The organism is Janthinobacterium breve, from assembly GCF_051380895.1.
Lineage (GTDB): Bacteria > Pseudomonadota > Gammaproteobacteria > Burkholderiales > Burkholderiaceae_D > Janthinobacterium.
Genome location: NZ_JBNYXY010000012.1, coordinates 133,042 through 151,716 on the forward strand (window position 1 = coordinate 133,042; position 18,675 = coordinate 151,716).

Sequence of the window (18,675 nt, forward strand, 5' to 3'; positions counted from 1 at the left end):
ATACTCGAAGCGCGCACGCTGTTGCCGCGCTGCAGCCGATATGCGCAGGGCGCATATGCAAGCATGCAAACATTCGTTCGCCGCACGCGTCCCGCCGCCTACACTGCGCGGCACGGAAGGCGGCTCGGGACACAATCCGGAGCGGCTGTTTCTCTGACAGGAGCCACCATGAATGATCGAATGCCATCCCCATCCCAGCCGCCAGCGCTATACACGCTGATCGGCAATACCCCACTGGTCGAAGTGACCAGGCTCGATACGGGCCTGTGCCAACTGTTCCTGAAACTGGAATCGCAAAACCCCGGCGGTTCCATCAAGGACCGCATCGGCCTGTCCATCATCGAAGCGGCCGAAGCCGACGGCCGCCTGCAGCCGGGCGGCACCATCATCGAGGCGACGGCCGGCAATACCGGCATCGGCCTGGCCCTGGTGGGCCGCATCAAGGACTACCGCGTGATTTTGGTCGTGCCCGACAAGATGTCGACGGAAAAAGTGCTGCACCTCAAGGCCTTGGGCGCGGAAGTGCACACCACGCGCTCGGATGTGGGCAAGGGCCACCCCGAGTATTACCAGGATTACGCGGCGCGCCTGGCGCGCGAGCTGCCGGGCGCCTTCTTTGCCGACCAGTTCAACAATCCCGCCAATCCGCTGGCCCACGAAACGACGACGGCCCCCGAAATCTGGGAGCAAAGCGGGCATGACGTGGACGCCATCGTCGTCGGCGTCGGTTCGTCCGGCACCCTGACGGGCCTGACGCGCTACTTCCGCAAGGTGCAGCCGAAGCTGGAATTCGTGCTGGCCGACCCGCAAGGCTCCATCCTTACCGAATACATCGACACGGGCAAGGTGTCCGACACGAGCGGCTCGTGGGCCGTGGAAGGCATAGGCGAAGATTTCATTCCGGCTATCGCCGACATGGACAGCGTCACTAAAGCCTACACCATCACGGACCAGGAAAGTTTTGATTCTGCGCGCGCCCTGCTGCGCGCCGAAGGCATCCTCGGTGGTTCGTCCACCGGCACCCTGCTGGCCGCCGCCCTCAAGTACTGCCGCGAACAGACGGCGCCGAAGCGCGTCGTCACCTTCGTCTGCGACACGGGGACGCGCTATTTATCCAAAGTCTACAACGACGGCTGGATGCGCGACCAGGGTTTATTACAGCGGGCGCTCTCGGGCGACTTGCGCGACCTGATCGGGCGCCGCTACGACGAGGGCGATGTCGTCAGCGTGGCGCCGGGCGACACCCTGCTGACCGCCTTCAACCGCATGCGCGCCAGCGACCTGGCGCAGCTGCCCGTCATCGATGGCGGCCAGCTGGTGGGCATCCTCGACGAATCGGACTTGCTGCTGCACGTCTCCAGCGACGCCGCCCATTTCGCATCGCTGGTGGGCGCCACCATGACGACGCAGATCGAAACGCTGGCGCCATCAAGCGGCTTGCCCGCCCTGCGCGCCACCCTGGACCGGGGCTTGACGGCCGTTGTCGCCGACGATACCGCCTTTTATGGCCTGATCACCCGCTTCGACCTTCTCAACCACTTACGCAGGACACTATCTTGAGCCAGCAAATTCCCCGCAAGAGCCACCTCGCCACCCGCGTCATCCACGCCGGCCAGTCGCCCGACCCGTCGACGGGCGCCATCATGCCGCCCATTTACGCCACCTCCACCTTCGTGCAGGACAGTCCCGGCGTGCACAAGGGCCTCGATTATGGCCGCTCGCACAACCCCACGCGCTGGGCGCTGGAGCGCTGCGTGGCCGACCTGGAAGGCGGCAGCGCGGCATTCGCGTTTGCCTCGGGCCTGGCCGCCATTGCGTCCGTGCTGGAATTGCTGGATGCGGGCAGCCATATCATCGCCGGCGACGACATGTACGGCGGCACCTACCGGCTGTTCGAGCGCGTGCGCCGCCGCTCGGCCGGCCATGAGTTCACCTACGTCGACCTGACGAATCCGGAAAACCTGCTGGCCGCGCTGCGCCCGGAAACGAAGATGGTGTGGGTCGAGACGCCCACCAATCCCATGCTGAAACTGGCGGACTTGCGCGCGATTGCCGATATCTGCCGCGAAAGGGGCATCATCTCCGTGGCGGACAATACCTTCGCCAGCCCGCTGGTGCAGCGCCCCCTGGAACACGGTTTCGACATCGTCGTGCACTCGACCACCAAGTATTTGAACGGCCACTCGGACATCATCGGCGGCATCGCCATCGTGGGCGCAGAAGAGCGCCAGGCGGAATGGCGCGAGCAGCTGGGTTTTTTGCAAAATTCGGTGGGGGCGATTGCCGGGCCGTTCGACAGCTTCCTCGCCTTGCGCGGCGTCAAGACGCTGGCCATCCGCATGCAGCGTCATTGCGAAAGCGCCCTGGCGCTGGCCCAGTGGCTGGAGCAGCAGAAGGAAGTAAAAAAGGTGTTTTATCCGGGCCTGGCCTCGCACCCGCAGCACGCGCTGGCGCAGCGCCAGATGGATGGTTTTGGCGGCATCATCTCCATCGACCTCGATACGGACCTGGCGGGCGCGCGGCGTTTCCTCGAGCGCTGCGAGGTGTTTGCCCTGGCCGAAAGCCTGGGCGGCGTGGAAAGCCTGATCGAGCACCCGGCCCTGATGACGCATGCCAGCATTCCCGCCGAACAGCGGGAAAAACTGGGCATCGGCGATGGCTTGATCCGGCTGTCGGTGGGCATCGAAGACATCGAAGACCTGCGCCATGACTTGCGCACGGCACTCGACGCGATCTGATCTTTCAAATCACCCCAAGAGCAGAACTACTGGGGTCGTACCCTGAGGGTACGACCCCGGCTCCTGCTGTGGGGCTGCCTCACTCCCCCGGCCGGTACCTGCGCTCCAGGTGCCTGGCCACGTCCTCGGGATAAAACAGCACGTCCTTGAACTCGCCCCGCGCATACATCGCCGCCTGGTCCTGGAAATGGGGCGACTTGGGATCGCCGCTCTGGCCGCCCGCGAGGATGCTTTTCGCCCTGATGCGGTGGCCGAATTCCACGGCCGCCACAAAACTGTTGCCACGCTCGCCATAGATGCGTTTCGTGGTGCTCTTGCTGCTATGCCCATACGCGGCCAGCGCGCCCCAGTTGCCAGACGCGTAAGGCACGGGCAAGCTGGGCTGCGCATCGTCAAACGGCTGCACCACGTCGCCTGTCAGGCGCTGGTAGCGGTTGATCTCGCCCCATGGCGTTCGCCAATTGCCGAAATCGCGCTGCAGCTTGGCCGCAGCGCTGGCCAGGGCCGCCAGCCGTTGTTCCGCCGTGACCTTGTCTGTCGCCATGAAATCGACCACGGGCACGCCCTGCTCGCGCGCCTGTTTACCGGCCAGTTCCGCCAGTTTCTGGCCCCAGAACACGGCCAGCGAGGTGGCAGTCGACGTCAGCGAATAGCGCCAGTCCCAGGCCCGCAGCAGCGCAATCTTGTCAGCCAGCGCCAGCTGTTGCACGTCGCCCACCGGCAGCGCATCGTATGCCGCGAACAGCGGCGGCAGCAGGGACTCGAACGCCGTCAACTCGCTGTCATACGACGTGGCGATCAGGCTATCGAGCGTCAACCCTGTCTTGTTCTGGAAAACCTTGACGGCATGCAGGCCGCGCGCGTTTTCGCCGTACACGGACATGTAGGCGGGATAATCCTGCCGGCGCGGGCTGTTGGCACCGGCCGCCGAATACGGCCAGTTATTCGTATTCTGTATCCAGCCATTTTTCGGATTGAACAGGGTGATGGTTTGCGCCACCGTATGCAGCCCTTTCCATTCCGTGGCCGGGTCGCTGCCATCGACAGGCTGTTTCCAGTTGAAGCGCGGGTCGCGCACGGGGATGAAATTGCCGTGAAAATAAGCGATATTGCCATCCGCATCCGCATATACCGTGTTGTTCGACGAATTCGTGCGCAGTTCCATCGTCTGATAAAACGCCGCGTAGTCGCGCGCCTTGGTGCGCATATACGACTGCATGAGCGCCTTCAAGGGCGAGTGCATCAGGCGCACGGCCACCCATTTTCCATCCTGCGCGCGCACAATGGGGCCGTGGTGGCTGTAGTAGACGGTGATGGTTTTCGCTCCCATGGCGCCGTCGGCCCGCTTGTACTGCAAAGTAATCGGCACGGCTTTCAAGGGCCGAAGCACGCCATCATAGCGATAGAACCAGGCGCCGTCACGGTCGACGATGCTTTCCAGGTATTCGTCGATGACGTCGCCGCCGCCCGAGGTATGCATCCAGCCCAGGCGCTCGTTGAAACCCTGATAGACGAAAAACTGGCCCCAGGTGACGGCGCCATACGCGTTCAAGCCTTCGCCGCTGGTCATCTGCACTTCGGGACGGAAGTAAAAGGACGTGTGCGGATTGATCATCAGCAGCGCGTGGCCATTTTTCGTGATGGCAGGCGCGATGGCAAAGCCGTTCGAGCCGCTCGGTTCGGGGTCCAAACCCGTCTCCAGGCTGGCCAGCGCCACGGTGGCAGGCCTGGCTTGCTGGCCGTAGAACGCTTCGAGCTGCGCCAGGTCGACGGACTCGATATCGCCGCCGATGCTGCCCTCGCTGAAACTCAGGGCCATCCACGGCTCGAAATGCGTGATCAGCCGCGGTTTGACCTGCGGGTGCGTGGCCAGGTAAAAATTGAGGCCATCGGCAAAGGCATCCATCAACTTGCGCAACCACGGCGGGCTGGCGCGGTACTGCGCTTGCAGCTCCTGCGGATCGATGAAGAGCTTCATGCGCAGGTCGCGGTACAGTTCCCGTTCGCCCTCCGCTTCCGCCAGGCGCTCCATGGCATTGATGTAGTTCAATTCCACGCGGGGGAAATCATCCTCGGCCTGCGCATACATCAAGCCAAAGACGGCATCGGCATCGCTCTTGCCCGTCACGTGGGGAATGCCCCAGGTATCGCGCGCGATGCTGACATGGGCGGCCTGCGCCTGCCAGCGCGCCATGTCCGTGACAGACACGGCGGGCGCAGCCAGCACAGGAAGAGCGGCGACGGCACCGCAGGCGATGGCGGCGAACAAGGCACTGCAACGTAGCATGGTCAACTCCAAAAATGCATTCACGGCGCCTGACAAAACCTACTGCGCGTCGATCAAGGCCGCTATGCGCTGGTTGAGTTCCACATTTTCCGCCTGCAGTTGCGCCACCCGCTGTTTCAGGCTGGCGATCTCGCCGCGCAAGCGCTCCGCTTCGGACGGCGCACTGGCCGCGTTCTCGGCCCACGGCTCATTGCCCGTCTCCGGCGTGTCCTGAGATACATGCACCTTCGGCTCGCGCGGCGTGCGCGTGGCGGCGCGCTGTTCGCGGATTTCCTTGGCCGCCTGGCGCAGCAGTTTCTTGCCGCCGGCGACAGCCGCCACCTGCTCTTCCGGCGGCAGGGACGCCACGGTGGCTGCCGCATTGATGGAAATCGTGCCCGAGCGGACCGCTTCTACCAATTCCGGCGAGGCCGCCTTCTGGATCTTTTCGATCTGGCTGATCTGGTTGCTGCTCAATCGCGCCGCCTTGGCCACCTCTTCGCGCGTGCTCATGGCCGGTTTTGGCGCGTTTTCGCCGTCCGGCGCATCCTGGGCACTGACCGGGGCCGGGCTGCGCGCGGCGACGATTTCCTTCTTGCGCAGGGCCAGCACGCCGCGCTGGAAGTCCGATACGCTGCGGCGCGCCAGGTGATTGTCGATCATCCACAACATGACGTCGTCGAGCGACGTAAAACTGGTGTTCTGGATGGTCTTGAATTCGATGCCGTGCTGGCGGCAGATGGCGTAGCGGTTATGCCCGTCGATCAGCACGTCGTTCCACAGCACCAGCGCGTCGCGGCAGCCTTCGGCCAGCAGGCTGCGCTCGAGCGCAGCGTATTCGCTGGCGGTGAGCGGGTCGATATACGACTGCAGCACCTGATTGATAGTGATATTCATGGTTGTCCTCAATATTGCGGCGCGATGGTCCGCGCCGGCACGAATGCTACACCATCTGCCCGCCATGGCCGGGTAAAATCACGGCGGCACCGATCATCCCAATAGATCACCACACTACCGAGACCATGAAAAGAAAGTACGCCACCGCGATCATTTTTAGCGTCGCCGCCATCGGCTTTACCTGGGTCAGCCCCTATATCGCCATGTACCGCATCAGCATCGCGGCGAAATCCGTGCGCCTGGAAAACCTGGCGCAGCAGGCCGACTTGCCCGCCGTGCGCGCCAGCGTGGCGCGCCAGCTGCGGGCGGGCGGCGAAACGGCCAATGAAGACGACTTCAAGGAAATGCTCGACACCATCGTCTCGCCGCCCGGCATCACGGTGCTGATCCTGCACGGCAAGCAGGGCGCCGATGGCAAGCGCCACGACTTCGGCATGGCTTATCGCTCGTGGAACGAAGTGGTGCTGCAGCGCAGCGGCGCAGGCCCCGCCGCCAGCCAGTTTTTGCTGCGCCGGCATGGCATCTGGGACTGGAAATTGACGGATATTCGCTTGCCGCCAGAATTACTCTGACGAAACTTGATCCAAAACAACACTTACTTAAACCGCCATATTGATTTTGGGAAATATTATGTAGAATGCCAACACTTCAGGCGCACCGGATCGCCAGGCATCCGAGAGATTGCACGATGAAAAGAATGATGCTTCTCGCTGTAGTGGCACTGGTCGCGCTGGCCGGCGCCCTCTATGGCAGCCCGTATTTCACCATGAACAAGATTCGCGCGGCGACCATGGACCAGGATAGCCAGGCCCTGGCTGCGCAGATCGACCTGCCCCAGCTGCGCGGCAGCCTGGGGCAGCAACTGCATGCCCTGTTCTCGGCGCCGGAAGTCGCCGACGACATCAGCCCTGACGTCATCGCCCCCTTGCTCGATACCATGCTGATGCCCGAAGGTATCATCGCCTTGATGAAGCTCAATGACCGCTATGAAAAGCCGATCTCCAAGGTCAGCGACATCAGCGGCCGCCAGCGCAACGCCAAACCCGACTACAAGCTGCGCTACACTTCCTGGGACAGCGTCGTGGTGCAGCGCGCCCACAGCAAAAGCCACATCGGCGAGCTGACCCTGACGCGCGACGGCCTGTGGCACTGGAAGCTGGTGTCGGTGGCGCTGCCAAAGAATCTGCTGGCCGACGCCTGAGGCGCCGGCGCAACCGTCCTCGAACGCCTAGCGCCGGTCCGTTACCCTGCCTGTCGTATCGGCAAACCAGCGGCTATGCGATACCACTTGCAACGCGCCAGCAGCCACCTGCCCCGCCAGCCACGCCAGCAATTCATCGATGACGGCATACGAAGTCTGGTACGTCGAATCGGGCGTCCTGACGATATCGTGTCCGTTGACAAACACAAAGCTGTCGTCGCCCGCCGCCGCCTCGATGGCCGCTTGCACTTGCGCAAAGGTGACATCGTTCGTCAGGCCCACGGAAGCCGTATTCAGGATGAAAGCGGCCTTGTCCTTGCCGGTAAAAAACACCTGGTCAAAGCCGCTCTCCGGCGTATAGCCGGCAGCACGGGCCGACAGGAAGCCGGCGGCGCGCATGGCGTCGATGGCCGTATTCGTCCACAGCGATTCGACCCAGGCATGGTGCGATGGCCCGTCACCGCTGATGCCGGCCGTGCGCATCTGGTCGCGTCCCACCTGCAACGCGGTCACATAATTGGCGGAACCCTGCACCACGACGTTGTCGTGCACGCTCTGGTGCAGGATGAAGTCGAACAGGCGCGACGGGTCGTCGAAACGCACCTTCATGCGTTCGGCAGACATGTAATCGGGCTGTCCCAGCAAGGATGTGACGATGGCAAACGAGGCGGGCAGCCCGTAGTACTTCAGCCGCTCCATCAGATACGTATCCCAGGAGGCAAAGCCATCGTCAAACGACAGGATCACGGTGGGCAATTTGCGCTTCGGCAATGCCGCAAACATGCCCAGCCAGATCGTTTCCGGCTGCGTGGTGGCCGCCGACAACTGCACCGTAAATTTGCCGCGCGACAGGATCGCTGCCGTCGGCACGCCTTCGCTATCGAGCGGCACGGCCAGCTTGGGCACCCACCACTCATTGTCGATGAACATCACCGTATCCGCGCCGGCCGAGCCGCCGTAATGCAAGGCATTCAGGGCGCCATACCAGTAATTGGTCCATCCGCTATCGCCCAAGTAAATCATGCCGCCAATCTGCATGATGGCGGCATTGGTCGAGCGCAAAGCAAAGGAAAAGCCCCGCAAGTCCCAGCCGAAGGGTATGCGCGGCTGGCCTTTGCCTGCAGCGCCCGACGTGCCCACTCGCACGACGGTGCCTGCAGGCAACCCTGCGGGCAAATCCACGCGCAAGGACGGATAACCATCCTTGAACGACATGGCGGCATCGAGCGACACTGTGCAGCCTGGCGTGACATCGCTGTCCCAGAAGGACAGGTCGTGCGTGGGCATGAATTCCAGCGGCGTATTGGTGACCGGCGGTGGCGGCATGGAAAAGCGGGACGGGGCGTCGTTGTACTGGCTGGACATGTGCGGCTTTCAAAAGTACTGCGCGCGGCGCCGGACGAACTAACGCCGCACGGCAGAAATGATCAATGAACATCGCCTCTCGCAAGCTTTTCAGCCCGAGCTGCTTATCAACTATATCATTTGATTGCCAATATGCAAATAAATAATACCAATAATTCCTGCCTTCCGCGGCAGCCCTGGCGCAAGCCGCACGCCAGGCCGTCACGGCACAGGCGCGCACCGGTTCTGCACTGCTATCATCGGGTTTTGATTTCCATCGGAGGCAGCATGTCAGACTTGGTACAACACGCACTGGCCCATGCGGGCAAACCGGCCACCACGCCCTGGGTGGTGACCTTGATCAGCGGTGAAAAACTCACCGGTCCCATTTCCCCGCTCAGCGACGGCTGCTATGCGATCGGCCTGGGGCAAATCAAGTATTTTGCCAGCGACAAGGTCGCCTGCCTGAATATATCGGGCGCGGGCGCGTTTCCCATTTGAGGGCGCTGAAGTCCGCGCTCAGGCCGCCAGGCGCTCGGAGCCCTGCTGCGTGAGTTCGGGCAAGCGCGCCAGCGCCGCTTTCAAAGCGGCAAAACACTGGGCGTCGATGGCCGTGCCCACGGTTTCGGCCATGATCTCGAGCGCTTTCGGGATGGGGATCGCCCCCCGGTAAGGCCGGTCGGCCGTGATGGCGTCGAAAATATCGGCCGTGGTGATGATGCGCGTTTCCAGGCTGATATCGTCGGCCGTCAAGCCCCGCGGATAACCGTTGCCATCGAGCCGTTCGTGGTGCGCGGCGGCAACAACAGCCAGTTCGGCAAAGGCATTGATACGCGACAGTATTGTTTCCGTGTAGCGCGCATGCTGCTGCACGGCCAGCCACTCTTCCGCGTCGAGTTTTCCCGCCTTGTCCAGCACGCTATTGCTGACGCCAAGCTTCCCCACGTCATGCAGCAAGGCGCCCCGCTTGAGCCAGCGGCGCCGCTCCGCCGTCACGCCCAAGGCTTCGGCGATCATGTCCGTGTACAAGGCCACCCGGGCGCTGTGCCCGCTCGTGTACGGGCTTTTCGAATCGACCACCTGGCCGAACGCGGCGGCGATATCGTCGAGATAATCCTCGTCTACCGGCACGGAACGGTTCGCCGGCTCCAGCGCCGCCACGGCGGCCGTAATGTCCTGCGAGCGCAGCATCGACCAGAAGGCGCCCGATTGCGCCACCCGTTCGAACGCCAGCGCCAATTGCGGGTCAAACCAGCTGCCCGCGCGCTGGCGCACCTCGGCCTGAGCGGCGCGCACGCCATCGGCGGTATGAAACACATCGATTACCTGCGCCAGCAAAGCGATGCGCGAAAACAGGGGAATCGCCTGGTCTGCCAGCTTGTCCGGCTTGCCCTGTCCATTGTAGTGTTCGTCGAGGCTGTAGATGCCCTGTGCCACGGACTCCGGAAAGCGCAGCAGGCGTGCGATGTCGGCGCCGCGCTGGCAGCGCGTGGCGATCAGCTCCTGCGCGATGTGCGGCCCATCGCGCAGAATCGTCATCACGGCGCGGAACCGTTCGGCCAGGCCCGCCTTCAGGCCCGTGTGCTTGAGGACGAATTTCAGCACTTGCGGCAGGCTGTCGCCCACCGTCTTGAACCCTTGCTTGAAAGACAAATCATCGGTCAGGTATAACTCGCAAATGCGCGCCGCATTGCTGCTGCAGCCCAGATCCTTGAGCAGCAGGGTGTAATACAGATTCCACAAGTCTTCATCCGGCATGCCCAGCTCACGCCCTAGGTGCATGCCTATCCAGCAGCAGCGGATGCAATGGCCTTCTGGCTGCCCCTCCGTGATGTCCAAGGCCTGGCTCAGGGCTGCGATCAGTTCGGAAAGCTGGATGCCGTCAACGGCCGGCGCGCTTGTGGATAAAATTGACATGGTAGAAATATAAGTTTCCGATTTACAATAATTTATATTCTACGCGAAGTCTTGCTTGGAGATGTTACGCGGCAACATCAATGGCCGCGCACGCGCCGCGCCGCAGCCGCTGGCAAACAACTTGCCATCCCATGATGTGGCACTACAACAACATCACGTGACAGTTCAAAAAAAGGAGAAACTGTCGTATTTTCCGCACTGAGCACCGGCCGCTGGCATGCCATGGCGCCGGCATGTTGACGCTGTCGCAGGGAAAACCATCGGTGGCCCAGCCATCTTTTGGGTTCGCGCAGGCCTGTCGGCACCCCACTATGCGCCCGTCAGATATTGACGACAAATACGATTTTATTCACTTATTCAGTCGAAATAAATATGAATAGTCTCGCCTGGGAAATGGCATGAATGCCAAAACTTTCCGTGCTAGCATGATTTTTCGTCTAGCGGACTAGCGCCAGCCTGGACCTTACGAATAACCTTGACCGACAGGAGCCGTTTCATGATGACACCGCATGCCAGCACAATACGCCACACCCTGATTGCCCTGGCAATCGCTGCCGCCTTTCCCCTGCAAGCGATGGCGCAGGACGGCATCCCGGCGCCAGCCGCCGACGCGCCTGCCGCCCCGGCAGCACAGGCCGGCCCTGGTCAGCTGGAAACGGTGATCGTGACGGCACAGCGGCGCGCGGAAAACATCAAGGACGTGCCCATGTCCATCGCCACCCTGAAAGGCGACAAGCTCGACACCCTGACGGCCGGCGGCGCCGACATCCGCTTCCTCAACAGCCGCTCGCCCAGCGTCTCGGTCGAGTCGGACTACGGCCGCACCTTTCCCCGCTTCTACATTCGCGGCCTGGGCAACACCGACTTCGACCTGAATGCCTCGCAGCCCGTGGGCCTGGTGATGGATGACGTGGTGCAGGAAAACGCCATGTTGAAAGGCTTTCCCGTGTTTGACGTGGACCAGGTCGAGGTACTGCGCGGCCCGCAAGGCACCTTGTTCGGGCGCAACTCGCCGGCCGGCGTAATCAAGTTCGATTCCGCCAAGCCTGTCTTCAAGACGGAAGGCTACCTGAGCGGCGGCTTCGGCAAGGATGGCATGAAGAACCTGGAAGGCGCCTACAACGTGCCCGTCAGCGACACCGTGGCCCTGCGCTTTTCCGGCCAGACCCAGCGCCGCGACGACCGCGTGCACAACCCGCGCCCCACCGGCACGCGCGACTTCGAAGGCTATGAAGACAGCGCCGCCCGCCTGCAGGTGCTGGTCAAGCCCACGCGCGACTTCAGCGCCCTGTTCAACGTGCACGCGCGCGACCTCGATGGCACGGCCACACTGTTCCGCGCCAACATCCTGAAACAGGGCACGAATGACCTGGTCGACAATTTCGATTATGGTTCCTACCCTACCGATGGCATCAACCGCCAGCACCTGAAGACCAAGGGTGGCAGCATGCGCCTGAAATGGGACTTGCCCGGCGTCACCCTGCATTCGATTACCGGCTACGAAAAACTCGATTTCTTCAGCCGCGCCGACGTCGACGGCGGCTATGGCGCCGTGTACGCCCCGCCAATGGGCCCCGGCTTCATCCCTTTCGTCGTGGAAACGGCCGACGTGATCCCCAAGCACAAGCAGATTTCGCAGGAATTTCGCGCCGAGTCGAGCGCCAAGGGCCCGCTGCAATGGATAGGCGGCTTGTTCTACTTCAAGGAAGATATCCAGATCGACAGCATCAGCTTTGACAGCCTGGCGCCCGGCAATCCGCAAAACAGCGCCTACGCCACGCAAAACCAGAGCTCGAAGTCGTATGCGGCCTTCGGCTCGCTCAACTACACGGTCTCGGATGCCCTGAAACTGCGCGCCGGCCTGCGCTACACGAGCGACAAGAAAGATTTCTCGGCCAAGCGGGTGGAAGCGACCACGGCCGGCCCGTTCAAGCTGGACGACACCTCGCACAACATCAGCTGGGACCTGAGCGGCACCTACGTGCTGACGCCGGAAACCAATGCTTACGCGCGCATCGCCACCGGCTACCGCGCGCCATCGATGCAGGGCCGCCTGAACGGCCTGGCCGACCGCCCCTCGTTTGCGGGCGCCGAGAAAGCGCTGTCCGTCGAAGCCGGCATCAAGCAAGACCTGTTCGACAAGCGCGCGCGCCTCAGCCTGGCCGTGTTCCAGTACCGTGTCAAAGACAAGCAACTGACAGCCGGCAGCGGCGCCGTGAACATGAACCAGCTGATCAACGCCGACAAGGCCACGGGCCGGGGCGTGGAACTCGATTTCCAGGCTAACCTCAGCGATTCGCTCAGCATGACCCTCGGTGGCAGCTACAACCATACGGAGATCCAGGACAAGAAACTGTTCGTGCAAAGCTGCGGCAACGCACTGAACAACCCGGCCAGCGGCTGCACCGTCACCGACCCCGTCGGCCCGTTCAAGGGCACGGCCTATATCGACGGCAACCCGCTACCGCGCGCGCCGGAATGGCAAACCAACTTCACCCTGAAATACAGCATTCCCCTCGCCAACGGCGAGTTCTACGCCTACACGGACTGGGCCTATCGCACCAGCTACAACTTCTTCCTGTATGAAGCAAAGGAATACAAGGCCAAGGAACTGCTCGAAGGCGGCTTGCGCGTCGGCTACAAATGGGACAAATACGAACTCTCCGCGTATGGCCGCAACATCACCAACCAAATCCAGTCACTGGGCGCCATCGACTTCGACAATCTGACGGGCATCATCAACGAACCGCGCACGTATGGGGTGCAGTTCAAGGCGACGTTTTGATGGGTAAATGCTGGCGAAGACCAGGCAGCGAAGATGCCGTTCGATGCAAACCGACCGGCATTTCCCCCTGTTCACGGGCAGGGGTCGTTCATGGCCAGGCAGGCCGGAAATGAAGTCGCAAAGGGCGTCATCAACAAGGCCTTTGTTTGTTGCAGCGAGCGTTCGCGACATAGCAGCGCTTCGCGCCCAGCCGCGCTCAAGCCCAATAGCCGATAAAAATCCTGACTGTTGGCTACCGGAAAAATCAGGCTGGCAAACAGGCCCAGATTTTCCCGTCCCACCGAAGCGCCGAGCGCACGCGCCGAGCAATCGGCTATCGCCTCCGAACCGATCTTCAGCATGCCATGGGAAAGTTCATGCGCCAACAAAAAGAACATTTCATCGGCCAGGCATTGCGCCATCCTATCTGCGGATTTTTCCGCTGCCGCCACCGTCGCTGCGACATCATCTGCCGTTGACGCCCTTTTGAGCAATTCCGGCCTCACGTTTTTTTTTAGGTTTTCATTCAAGCTCAGCCGATAGTGCCGGCTGACTGCACAAAAAACCAATGCGGCACGTGGCACAGTCGGGGAAATGTACAGCGTACGTGCATTGGCCTGCGCCTCGGCATTGAACCAGCCTCTGGGGTCGCGCTGCATCGATTCCGCGACACTGGTGGAATTACGGTCGAACTTAACGGTGAGCGGACTCGCGTCTGGTCGCGTCTGCAAGATCAATCGTTGCACTGCCTGCACATTGCTCTGTACCTGCCGTTGCAAGTAAGCAGCCAGAGGGATCTTGTCGTCATCAACATTGCCGAAGCGAAAAGCCTGGCCCAGCATGACAAAGTGCATTTCCCCCTCGGTGACCTGCAAAGGCAAGTTCATTGCCGCGTCAGCCGCCTTGTCGAATGTCGATTTCTGTGCCTTGGAGTTGCTATCGGAAGGCAGCGAAGCACTAGTCGTATTGATGGCAAGGCCAGTCGGCACACAGCCGGTGATCTGTACACGGACAACCGCATCCAGATACGCGGCAGCCTCGCGCTGGCGCTCGCCAAATACACGCGCCACGCTCTGCGCCGGGCCATCGTTCCACCGGCTGCAGCCGTAGCTGCGGGCGATTTCATTGCCTGAACCGACGTCGTCGAGCAAGGCAAAGAACGCCGCGCCCAGCACGCTGTGGTCTACCGCGGGCATTTGTGCCAGCAACTGCGACGGCAGTATCGGCTTGCCATGCTGGGCCAGTGCGTTCACGCGCAGCAAAACGGTACGTTTGCGCAAAGTAGCACCGAGCGCAGCTTCGATCTCGTCCAGCCTGCTCACCACGGCATCGATGCGCGTCAGCATGCTGTGCGTGTCGGACGGCCCGGGCGCCACCGAGCGGCATGCGCATAGCGCGCAAGCCAGCGCCAGCGGCAGGCAGCGCGCGTACAGGTTCATCAGTGGTCCACACCAGTGATTAGAATCGGCTGGTCGACGTCGACGAGCTCCAGGCGCTGGATACCCCCGGCACCGGATGAAGCGATGCGTAACTCTTTTGATTTGACGCAGACATTCAATGGCTCGGGAAACTTGGCGCTCAACACATAGGCGGTATTGGACTGGTTGTCCCCGAAGCTCAGTTTGCCTTTGACCATATCGCGCACCGATGCCTCGACACCAATCTTGCTGAGATCGTCACGCTTGATTTCGTAAGCGGCATTGTCGGCGCGCAGCGCCTCGCGTACCAGATAATATCGAACGCCGGGTTCAATACGATAGTGCTTGGTATTGGAAAACCAGTTGATAGCCTCGGCTTCAGGCTGTCCTTCGACGACCATCAGCGTGGGCGCCTCGTACTTGCTGCTCACCCACAGCTTGTTGGCGGCGTTGGCGCTCACTTGCGCATCCCAGCCGGTGGACTTGGTCAGGGTTGCCAACGTCGACATTAACAGGCCAACATTGAAACTCGTGCTGGCCGTATATTGTGGGAATCCTGCCGGATGCGGACCGCTGGGTTTGATGGTGTCCACCATGCCGATCTGGAACGACGTGCCGGCCTGGTCGACAGAAAAGATACTACCGGCGGCCATCCAGGTGCTGGGCACTGGCAGGCACTGGAAGCCGATTTTCGGCGGAGTGATGACGACCGGCTCGACTGTCTTCGGTTTCGTGTTGCAGCCGGCCGACAATATCGAGAACAGCAGCATTGTAGCGATGCCGTATTGCTGATGGGTTGGACGCATGATGGAAACCTCCCGGTGGTGGATGGACCATGGATCAGCCGGCAGCGCTGCCGGCTGATCCATGGTCAGCTATCCATGAACGCCTAGTGTGATAAATATCAATCAAACGCTGGCATGACGCGCGAAGATGGAGGCTCCGACCTGCAGGAGGCTATATGTTGACATGGCGCTTGATGACATCCGCTTGCATGGCTTGCATGGCGGCCCTGCCGGTGCAAGCCGCCCCGGACGCGCCGCCATCGTGGGCGTTGCATAACAAGGGGGGCCTGATCCCGGTGGATCTGGATCAGATGCAGAGCTACCGCATTCAAGCTGTCGTCGGGCAGGATATCGGCCTGCCCGGGCCAACGTCGGCGACGACGACGGCGCGCAAGGTCGTCAATGTAGCAATCTTCGATACAGGCCTCGATGCCAGGCATCCCGCCTTTGCCGGACTGCTTGCCCGAACTGACACAAGCACACCACGCATGGCCGCGTCCGGTGATAGTCCTGGCTACAGCGATACCGATGGCAGCGGCACGCATCTGGCCGGCATTGTCGCATCGGTCTCGCAAGACATTGTCATCATCCCGATGCAGATATTGCAGCGCGCAAGCAATGCGCCAGTCAAACCTCATCTTATTGATACCGTGTCGGAGCGGATGAGCGTGGATGTCGTGACCATGCAAGAATTGTCTCAGCGCGTGGCTGCAGCCATTCGCAGCCTTGCGGACAGGCCGGTACAGCTAATACTGCTACCCTTCGGCTGGCCACGCACCGCCGCCACCGACCCGGTCGCGGCGGCAATTGCCGACGCGCAGGCACGTGGCGTCCTGGTCGTCGCGGCGTCGGGAAATGATGCATCGACCACGCTGCCCATTCCCTGCCAGTTAAGCGGCGTCATTTGTGTCGCCGCCAGCCGGCCCGATGGCGCCATCGCCAGTTTTTCGAATTTTGGCCCTGGCGTAGATATCGCAGCGCCAGGTGTCGAGATACCGGGGCCGATACCAGTTGGCCGAAGATCGGTCCGGCAACCGGGATATGCCTACGACAACAGGTCGGGCACTTCCCAGGCCGCAGCCATGGTCGCCGACGCCGCCGCCCTCTTGCTGTCGCGAGGCATCCCAGCGGCAGACATTTATCCCCGCTTGGTACTGGGCGCCCGGCCCGTGCTGCCTGAAACCCGACTCATCGAAGGGCCCGTCAACACCAGCGGCCATGCCGTCGACAGCCTGGATCAGCATGACATGCCGCTGCGATCCGGCCAGCTGGATATCGCTGCCGCCTTGGCGTTGCCCGCGCGGGCCTTGATAATGCCGGCGAACAAAGAAGTCAAGGCCATCGCATGGGACGGCGTCGCAAAGACCGTCGCGCTGGAGCTCGCACTGAAAAACGTCTGGAAATCGAGCCCTGCCGCGCGCTTCGCGATCACTATCCGGCCCTCCGGCGCCGATACGGTACTACCATCGGCCACCATCGACCGCGTATCCTTCAACGGCAACTGGCCGGCACAACAGGAAAAAAGCTTCGCTATCCACTTGCGACTGCCCGACCCGGCGCGTACCGGCCTTCCCATTCCGTCCGACCTCACCTACACGGTAACAGTCAGCATCAATGGCGTCGCACAGCCTGCATTCGACATCGGCGCCACGCTATACCGGTATGTCAGCAAGACGATGAGGGGGCAGCACATCACAAGCTACCCGATCAGCGGCAGCCTGGAAGCAGGCATGCACTTGCGCAGGGTCGAGCAATCCGACCTTGATCGCAGGCCACACAGCTACCTGGCCATGGGGCCAGATCCAGCCAATCCGCGCGCAATCCGGCTTGCCCTGGCCACATCGAACAATGGAAAATTAGCGCTATCCGCACCGACCAGTATTGCAATCAATGGTTTGCTGGAGCACTGCCACGTACAACAACACAACAAGCTCGATATCAACTTCGACGGCAAAAGCGAATACATCCTCCTGCTCGCCGAAGACAGGCCTGCCAGCCCCGCCGAATCACCACCCGATCCGCAAACCGCCCATTTGCTGATCCTTGACGAGCAGATGCGCCTGCTAGCTTATCAAAAGATTCAGGATGAGCGTTTTACCACGCCAATGCAAGTTCGCTGGATGAGACTGGGAAATGTCATGCGACCCGCGTGGACTAGCGAGGGCGAGCAGTTGGGCCCGGTGTACGGCCCCATCGACCTGCTGGGTCAGCCCCGTCCCGCCAAGCCGGTCAAAGGCCCCATCAGCCGCAATTTGTATTATCTCGACAACACCTTTCGCGTCGCGCATCTGCCGCTGGATGCAACACTGCACTTGTTCCCAATTTATTTTGAGGAAACTCATACAGGGCAAATACCGTTGTTGTTTACGGAACAGCAAACTCCATGCACATCGAGTTTTTGTTCTGGCGTGATGCAACTGGCTATGCTCGAAGATGGGAAATTCCAGCGCGACAAGCGCATGAACATTAGCAAATTTTGCTTTTTTTCGGACACATTGAACGGCCCTTTACTCGATCCCGCGCCAGGTGGCCACTTTGCCGGCTTGCATTGGTATGCCAGGGATGCGCACCACCTGTTGAGACTCAGCTTTTTCAACCAGCGTACGCGCCATATCGACCAGAATATGATCGCTCCCACGCGCGCCGCACTTGATATCGCAATCGCCGTAACCGGAGCATTTCAATCTGAGCGGCAGTCCGCTGCCTTTGTCAACACGGTACACGAGCTGCAATACCATGATTTCAAGACCGGCCAAATCGCGACAAGCCGACTCAATGCGTACTCATTCCAGGGAGATCACCGCTATCTGCCGCGACAATTTCCCATCGTCATACGCGATATATCAAAACACGCAGAAGGCCGCCCCGCCTTGCTGATCGCTGCAGGGCAGGGCGAATATCGCATAGCCCTGCCCGCCATGACGCAAGCTGGGAAAGGCAATCACATCATCAGCCCGGCTCGCTGGCACTTGCGCAACAGCACCGACTGCAAGGCGTTGGAAGAGCCTGTCTTCCTGTCGACACAGTCCATATATGCACTGGATTTTTTCTGTGGCGACAGTATATTGAGGATCGCCTTCGCCGACTGAGCCGGTCCACTTGTCACCATGCCTTGCAGTGTCCGCCTGCAGAAGATGGTGTAACGGCTATCTCTTGTGCTAGAATCTCGCCGCGCTGCCCGGATGGTGAAACTGGTAGACACTGGAGACTTAAAATCTCCCGCCTGTAAGGGCGTGCCGGTTCGATTCCGGCTCCGGGCACCAGCGCGCATGCCACTTCCAGAGATAGTACTCACTACTCTTCTGACGCTCTCCAGTTCCGCAAAACTGTCTTTATTCCGCAAAA

General features: G+C 61.3%; 13 protein-coding genes and 1 tRNA gene. 8 read left to right on the forward strand and 6 right to left on the reverse strand.

What is annotated here, in order from left to right; genetic code table 11:
- Positions 1-168 precede the first annotated feature (168 nt).
- Positions 169-1,560 (forward strand): pyridoxal-phosphate dependent enzyme, encoded by a 1,392-nt coding sequence (locus ACQ4W0_RS24075; RefSeq protein ID WP_436579052.1) that lies wholly within the window; start codon positions 169-171, stop codon positions 1,558-1,560.
- Positions 1,557-2,738: a trans-sulfuration enzyme family protein gene (locus ACQ4W0_RS24080; RefSeq protein WP_436579053.1), complete on the forward strand. Its 1,182-nt coding sequence runs from the start codon at positions 1,557-1,559 to the stop codon at positions 2,736-2,738. Before ACQ4W0_RS24075 ends, ACQ4W0_RS24080 begins: the two co-directional genes overlap by 4 nt.
- Before the next feature lie 79 nt (positions 2,739-2,817).
- Here the strand turns inward: ACQ4W0_RS24080 and ACQ4W0_RS24085 are convergent, their stop codons facing one another.
- Together ACQ4W0_RS24085 and ACQ4W0_RS24090 are read right to left on the reverse strand one after the other, a co-directional pair.
- The gene (locus ACQ4W0_RS24085) at positions 2,818-5,025 is read right to left on the reverse strand and encodes a penicillin acylase family protein (RefSeq protein ID WP_436579054.1); all 2,208 of its coding nucleotides are present in this window, start codon (positions 5,023-5,025) and stop codon (positions 2,818-2,820) included.
- A 39-nt stretch (positions 5,026-5,064) separates the two neighbouring features.
- A complete protein-coding gene (locus tag ACQ4W0_RS24090) occupies positions 5,065-5,901 on the reverse strand; it encodes a hypothetical protein (RefSeq protein ID WP_436579055.1) in 837 nt (278 codons plus the stop codon).
- Between the two features lie 125 nt (positions 5,902-6,026).
- Here ACQ4W0_RS24090 and ACQ4W0_RS24095 point away from each other — a divergent pair, with 125 nt between their 5' ends.
- Both ACQ4W0_RS24095 and ACQ4W0_RS24100 read left to right on the forward strand, forming a co-directional pair.
- Positions 6,027-6,473, forward strand: a complete 447-nt coding sequence (locus ACQ4W0_RS24095; protein ID WP_436579056.1) for a DUF2939 domain-containing protein — start codon at positions 6,027-6,029, stop codon at positions 6,471-6,473.
- 125 nt (positions 6,474-6,598) lie between these two features.
- Complete coding sequence (locus ACQ4W0_RS24100) at positions 6,599-7,102, forward strand: DUF2939 domain-containing protein (RefSeq protein ID WP_436579057.1); 504 nt, start codon at positions 6,599-6,601, stop codon at positions 7,100-7,102.
- Between the two features lie 27 nt (positions 7,103-7,129).
- Here the strand turns inward: ACQ4W0_RS24100 and ACQ4W0_RS24105 are convergent, their stop codons facing one another.
- On the reverse strand, positions 7,130-8,467 hold the full coding sequence (locus ACQ4W0_RS24105) for a polysaccharide deacetylase family protein (protein WP_436579058.1): 1,338 nt from the start codon (positions 8,465-8,467) through the stop codon (positions 7,130-7,132).
- Positions 8,468-8,734: 267 nt separating this feature from the next.
- Here ACQ4W0_RS24105 and ACQ4W0_RS24110 point away from each other — a divergent pair, with 267 nt between their 5' ends.
- Positions 8,735-8,947 carry a hypothetical protein gene (locus ACQ4W0_RS24110; RefSeq protein ID WP_436579059.1) on the forward strand — a complete coding sequence of 71 codons (213 nt, stop codon included), beginning with the start codon at positions 8,735-8,737 and terminating at the stop codon, positions 8,945-8,947.
- An 18-nt stretch (positions 8,948-8,965) separates the two neighbouring features.
- Here ACQ4W0_RS24110 and ACQ4W0_RS24115 read toward each other — a convergent pair whose 3' ends face one another.
- Entirely contained in the window at positions 8,966-10,363 is a 1,398-nt protein-coding gene (locus tag ACQ4W0_RS24115) for an HD-GYP domain-containing protein (RefSeq protein WP_436579060.1), read from the reverse strand.
- A 499-nt stretch (positions 10,364-10,862) separates the two neighbouring features.
- Here ACQ4W0_RS24115 and ACQ4W0_RS24120 point away from each other — a divergent pair, with 499 nt between their 5' ends.
- Complete coding sequence (locus ACQ4W0_RS24120; RefSeq protein WP_436579176.1) at positions 10,863-13,148, forward strand: TonB-dependent receptor; 2,286 nt, start codon at positions 10,863-10,865, stop codon at positions 13,146-13,148.
- Between the two features lie 71 nt (positions 13,149-13,219).
- On the opposite strand, the gene ACQ4W0_RS24125 is transcribed toward ACQ4W0_RS24120, so the two are convergent.
- Together ACQ4W0_RS24125 and ACQ4W0_RS24130 are read right to left on the reverse strand one after the other, a co-directional pair.
- The gene (locus ACQ4W0_RS24125; protein ID WP_436579061.1) at positions 13,220-14,566 is read right to left on the reverse strand and encodes a hypothetical protein; all 1,347 of its coding nucleotides are present in this window, start codon (positions 14,564-14,566) and stop codon (positions 13,220-13,222) included.
- Positions 14,566-15,414 (reverse strand): hypothetical protein, encoded by an 849-nt coding sequence (locus ACQ4W0_RS24130; protein WP_436579062.1) that lies wholly within the window; start codon positions 15,412-15,414, stop codon positions 14,566-14,568. The genes ACQ4W0_RS24125 and ACQ4W0_RS24130 overlap by 1 nt, the downstream gene beginning before the upstream one ends.
- Positions 15,415-15,506: 92 nt before the next feature.
- Here ACQ4W0_RS24130 and ACQ4W0_RS24135 point away from each other — a divergent pair, with 92 nt between their 5' ends.
- Positions 15,507-18,419, forward strand: a complete 2,913-nt coding sequence (locus ACQ4W0_RS24135) for a S8 family peptidase (RefSeq protein ID WP_436579063.1) — start codon at positions 15,507-15,509, stop codon at positions 18,417-18,419.
- An 87-nt stretch (positions 18,420-18,506) separates the two neighbouring features.
- Positions 18,507-18,593: transfer RNA gene (locus ACQ4W0_RS24140), tRNA-Leu, on the forward strand.
- Positions 18,594-18,675: the final 82 nt, after the last annotated feature.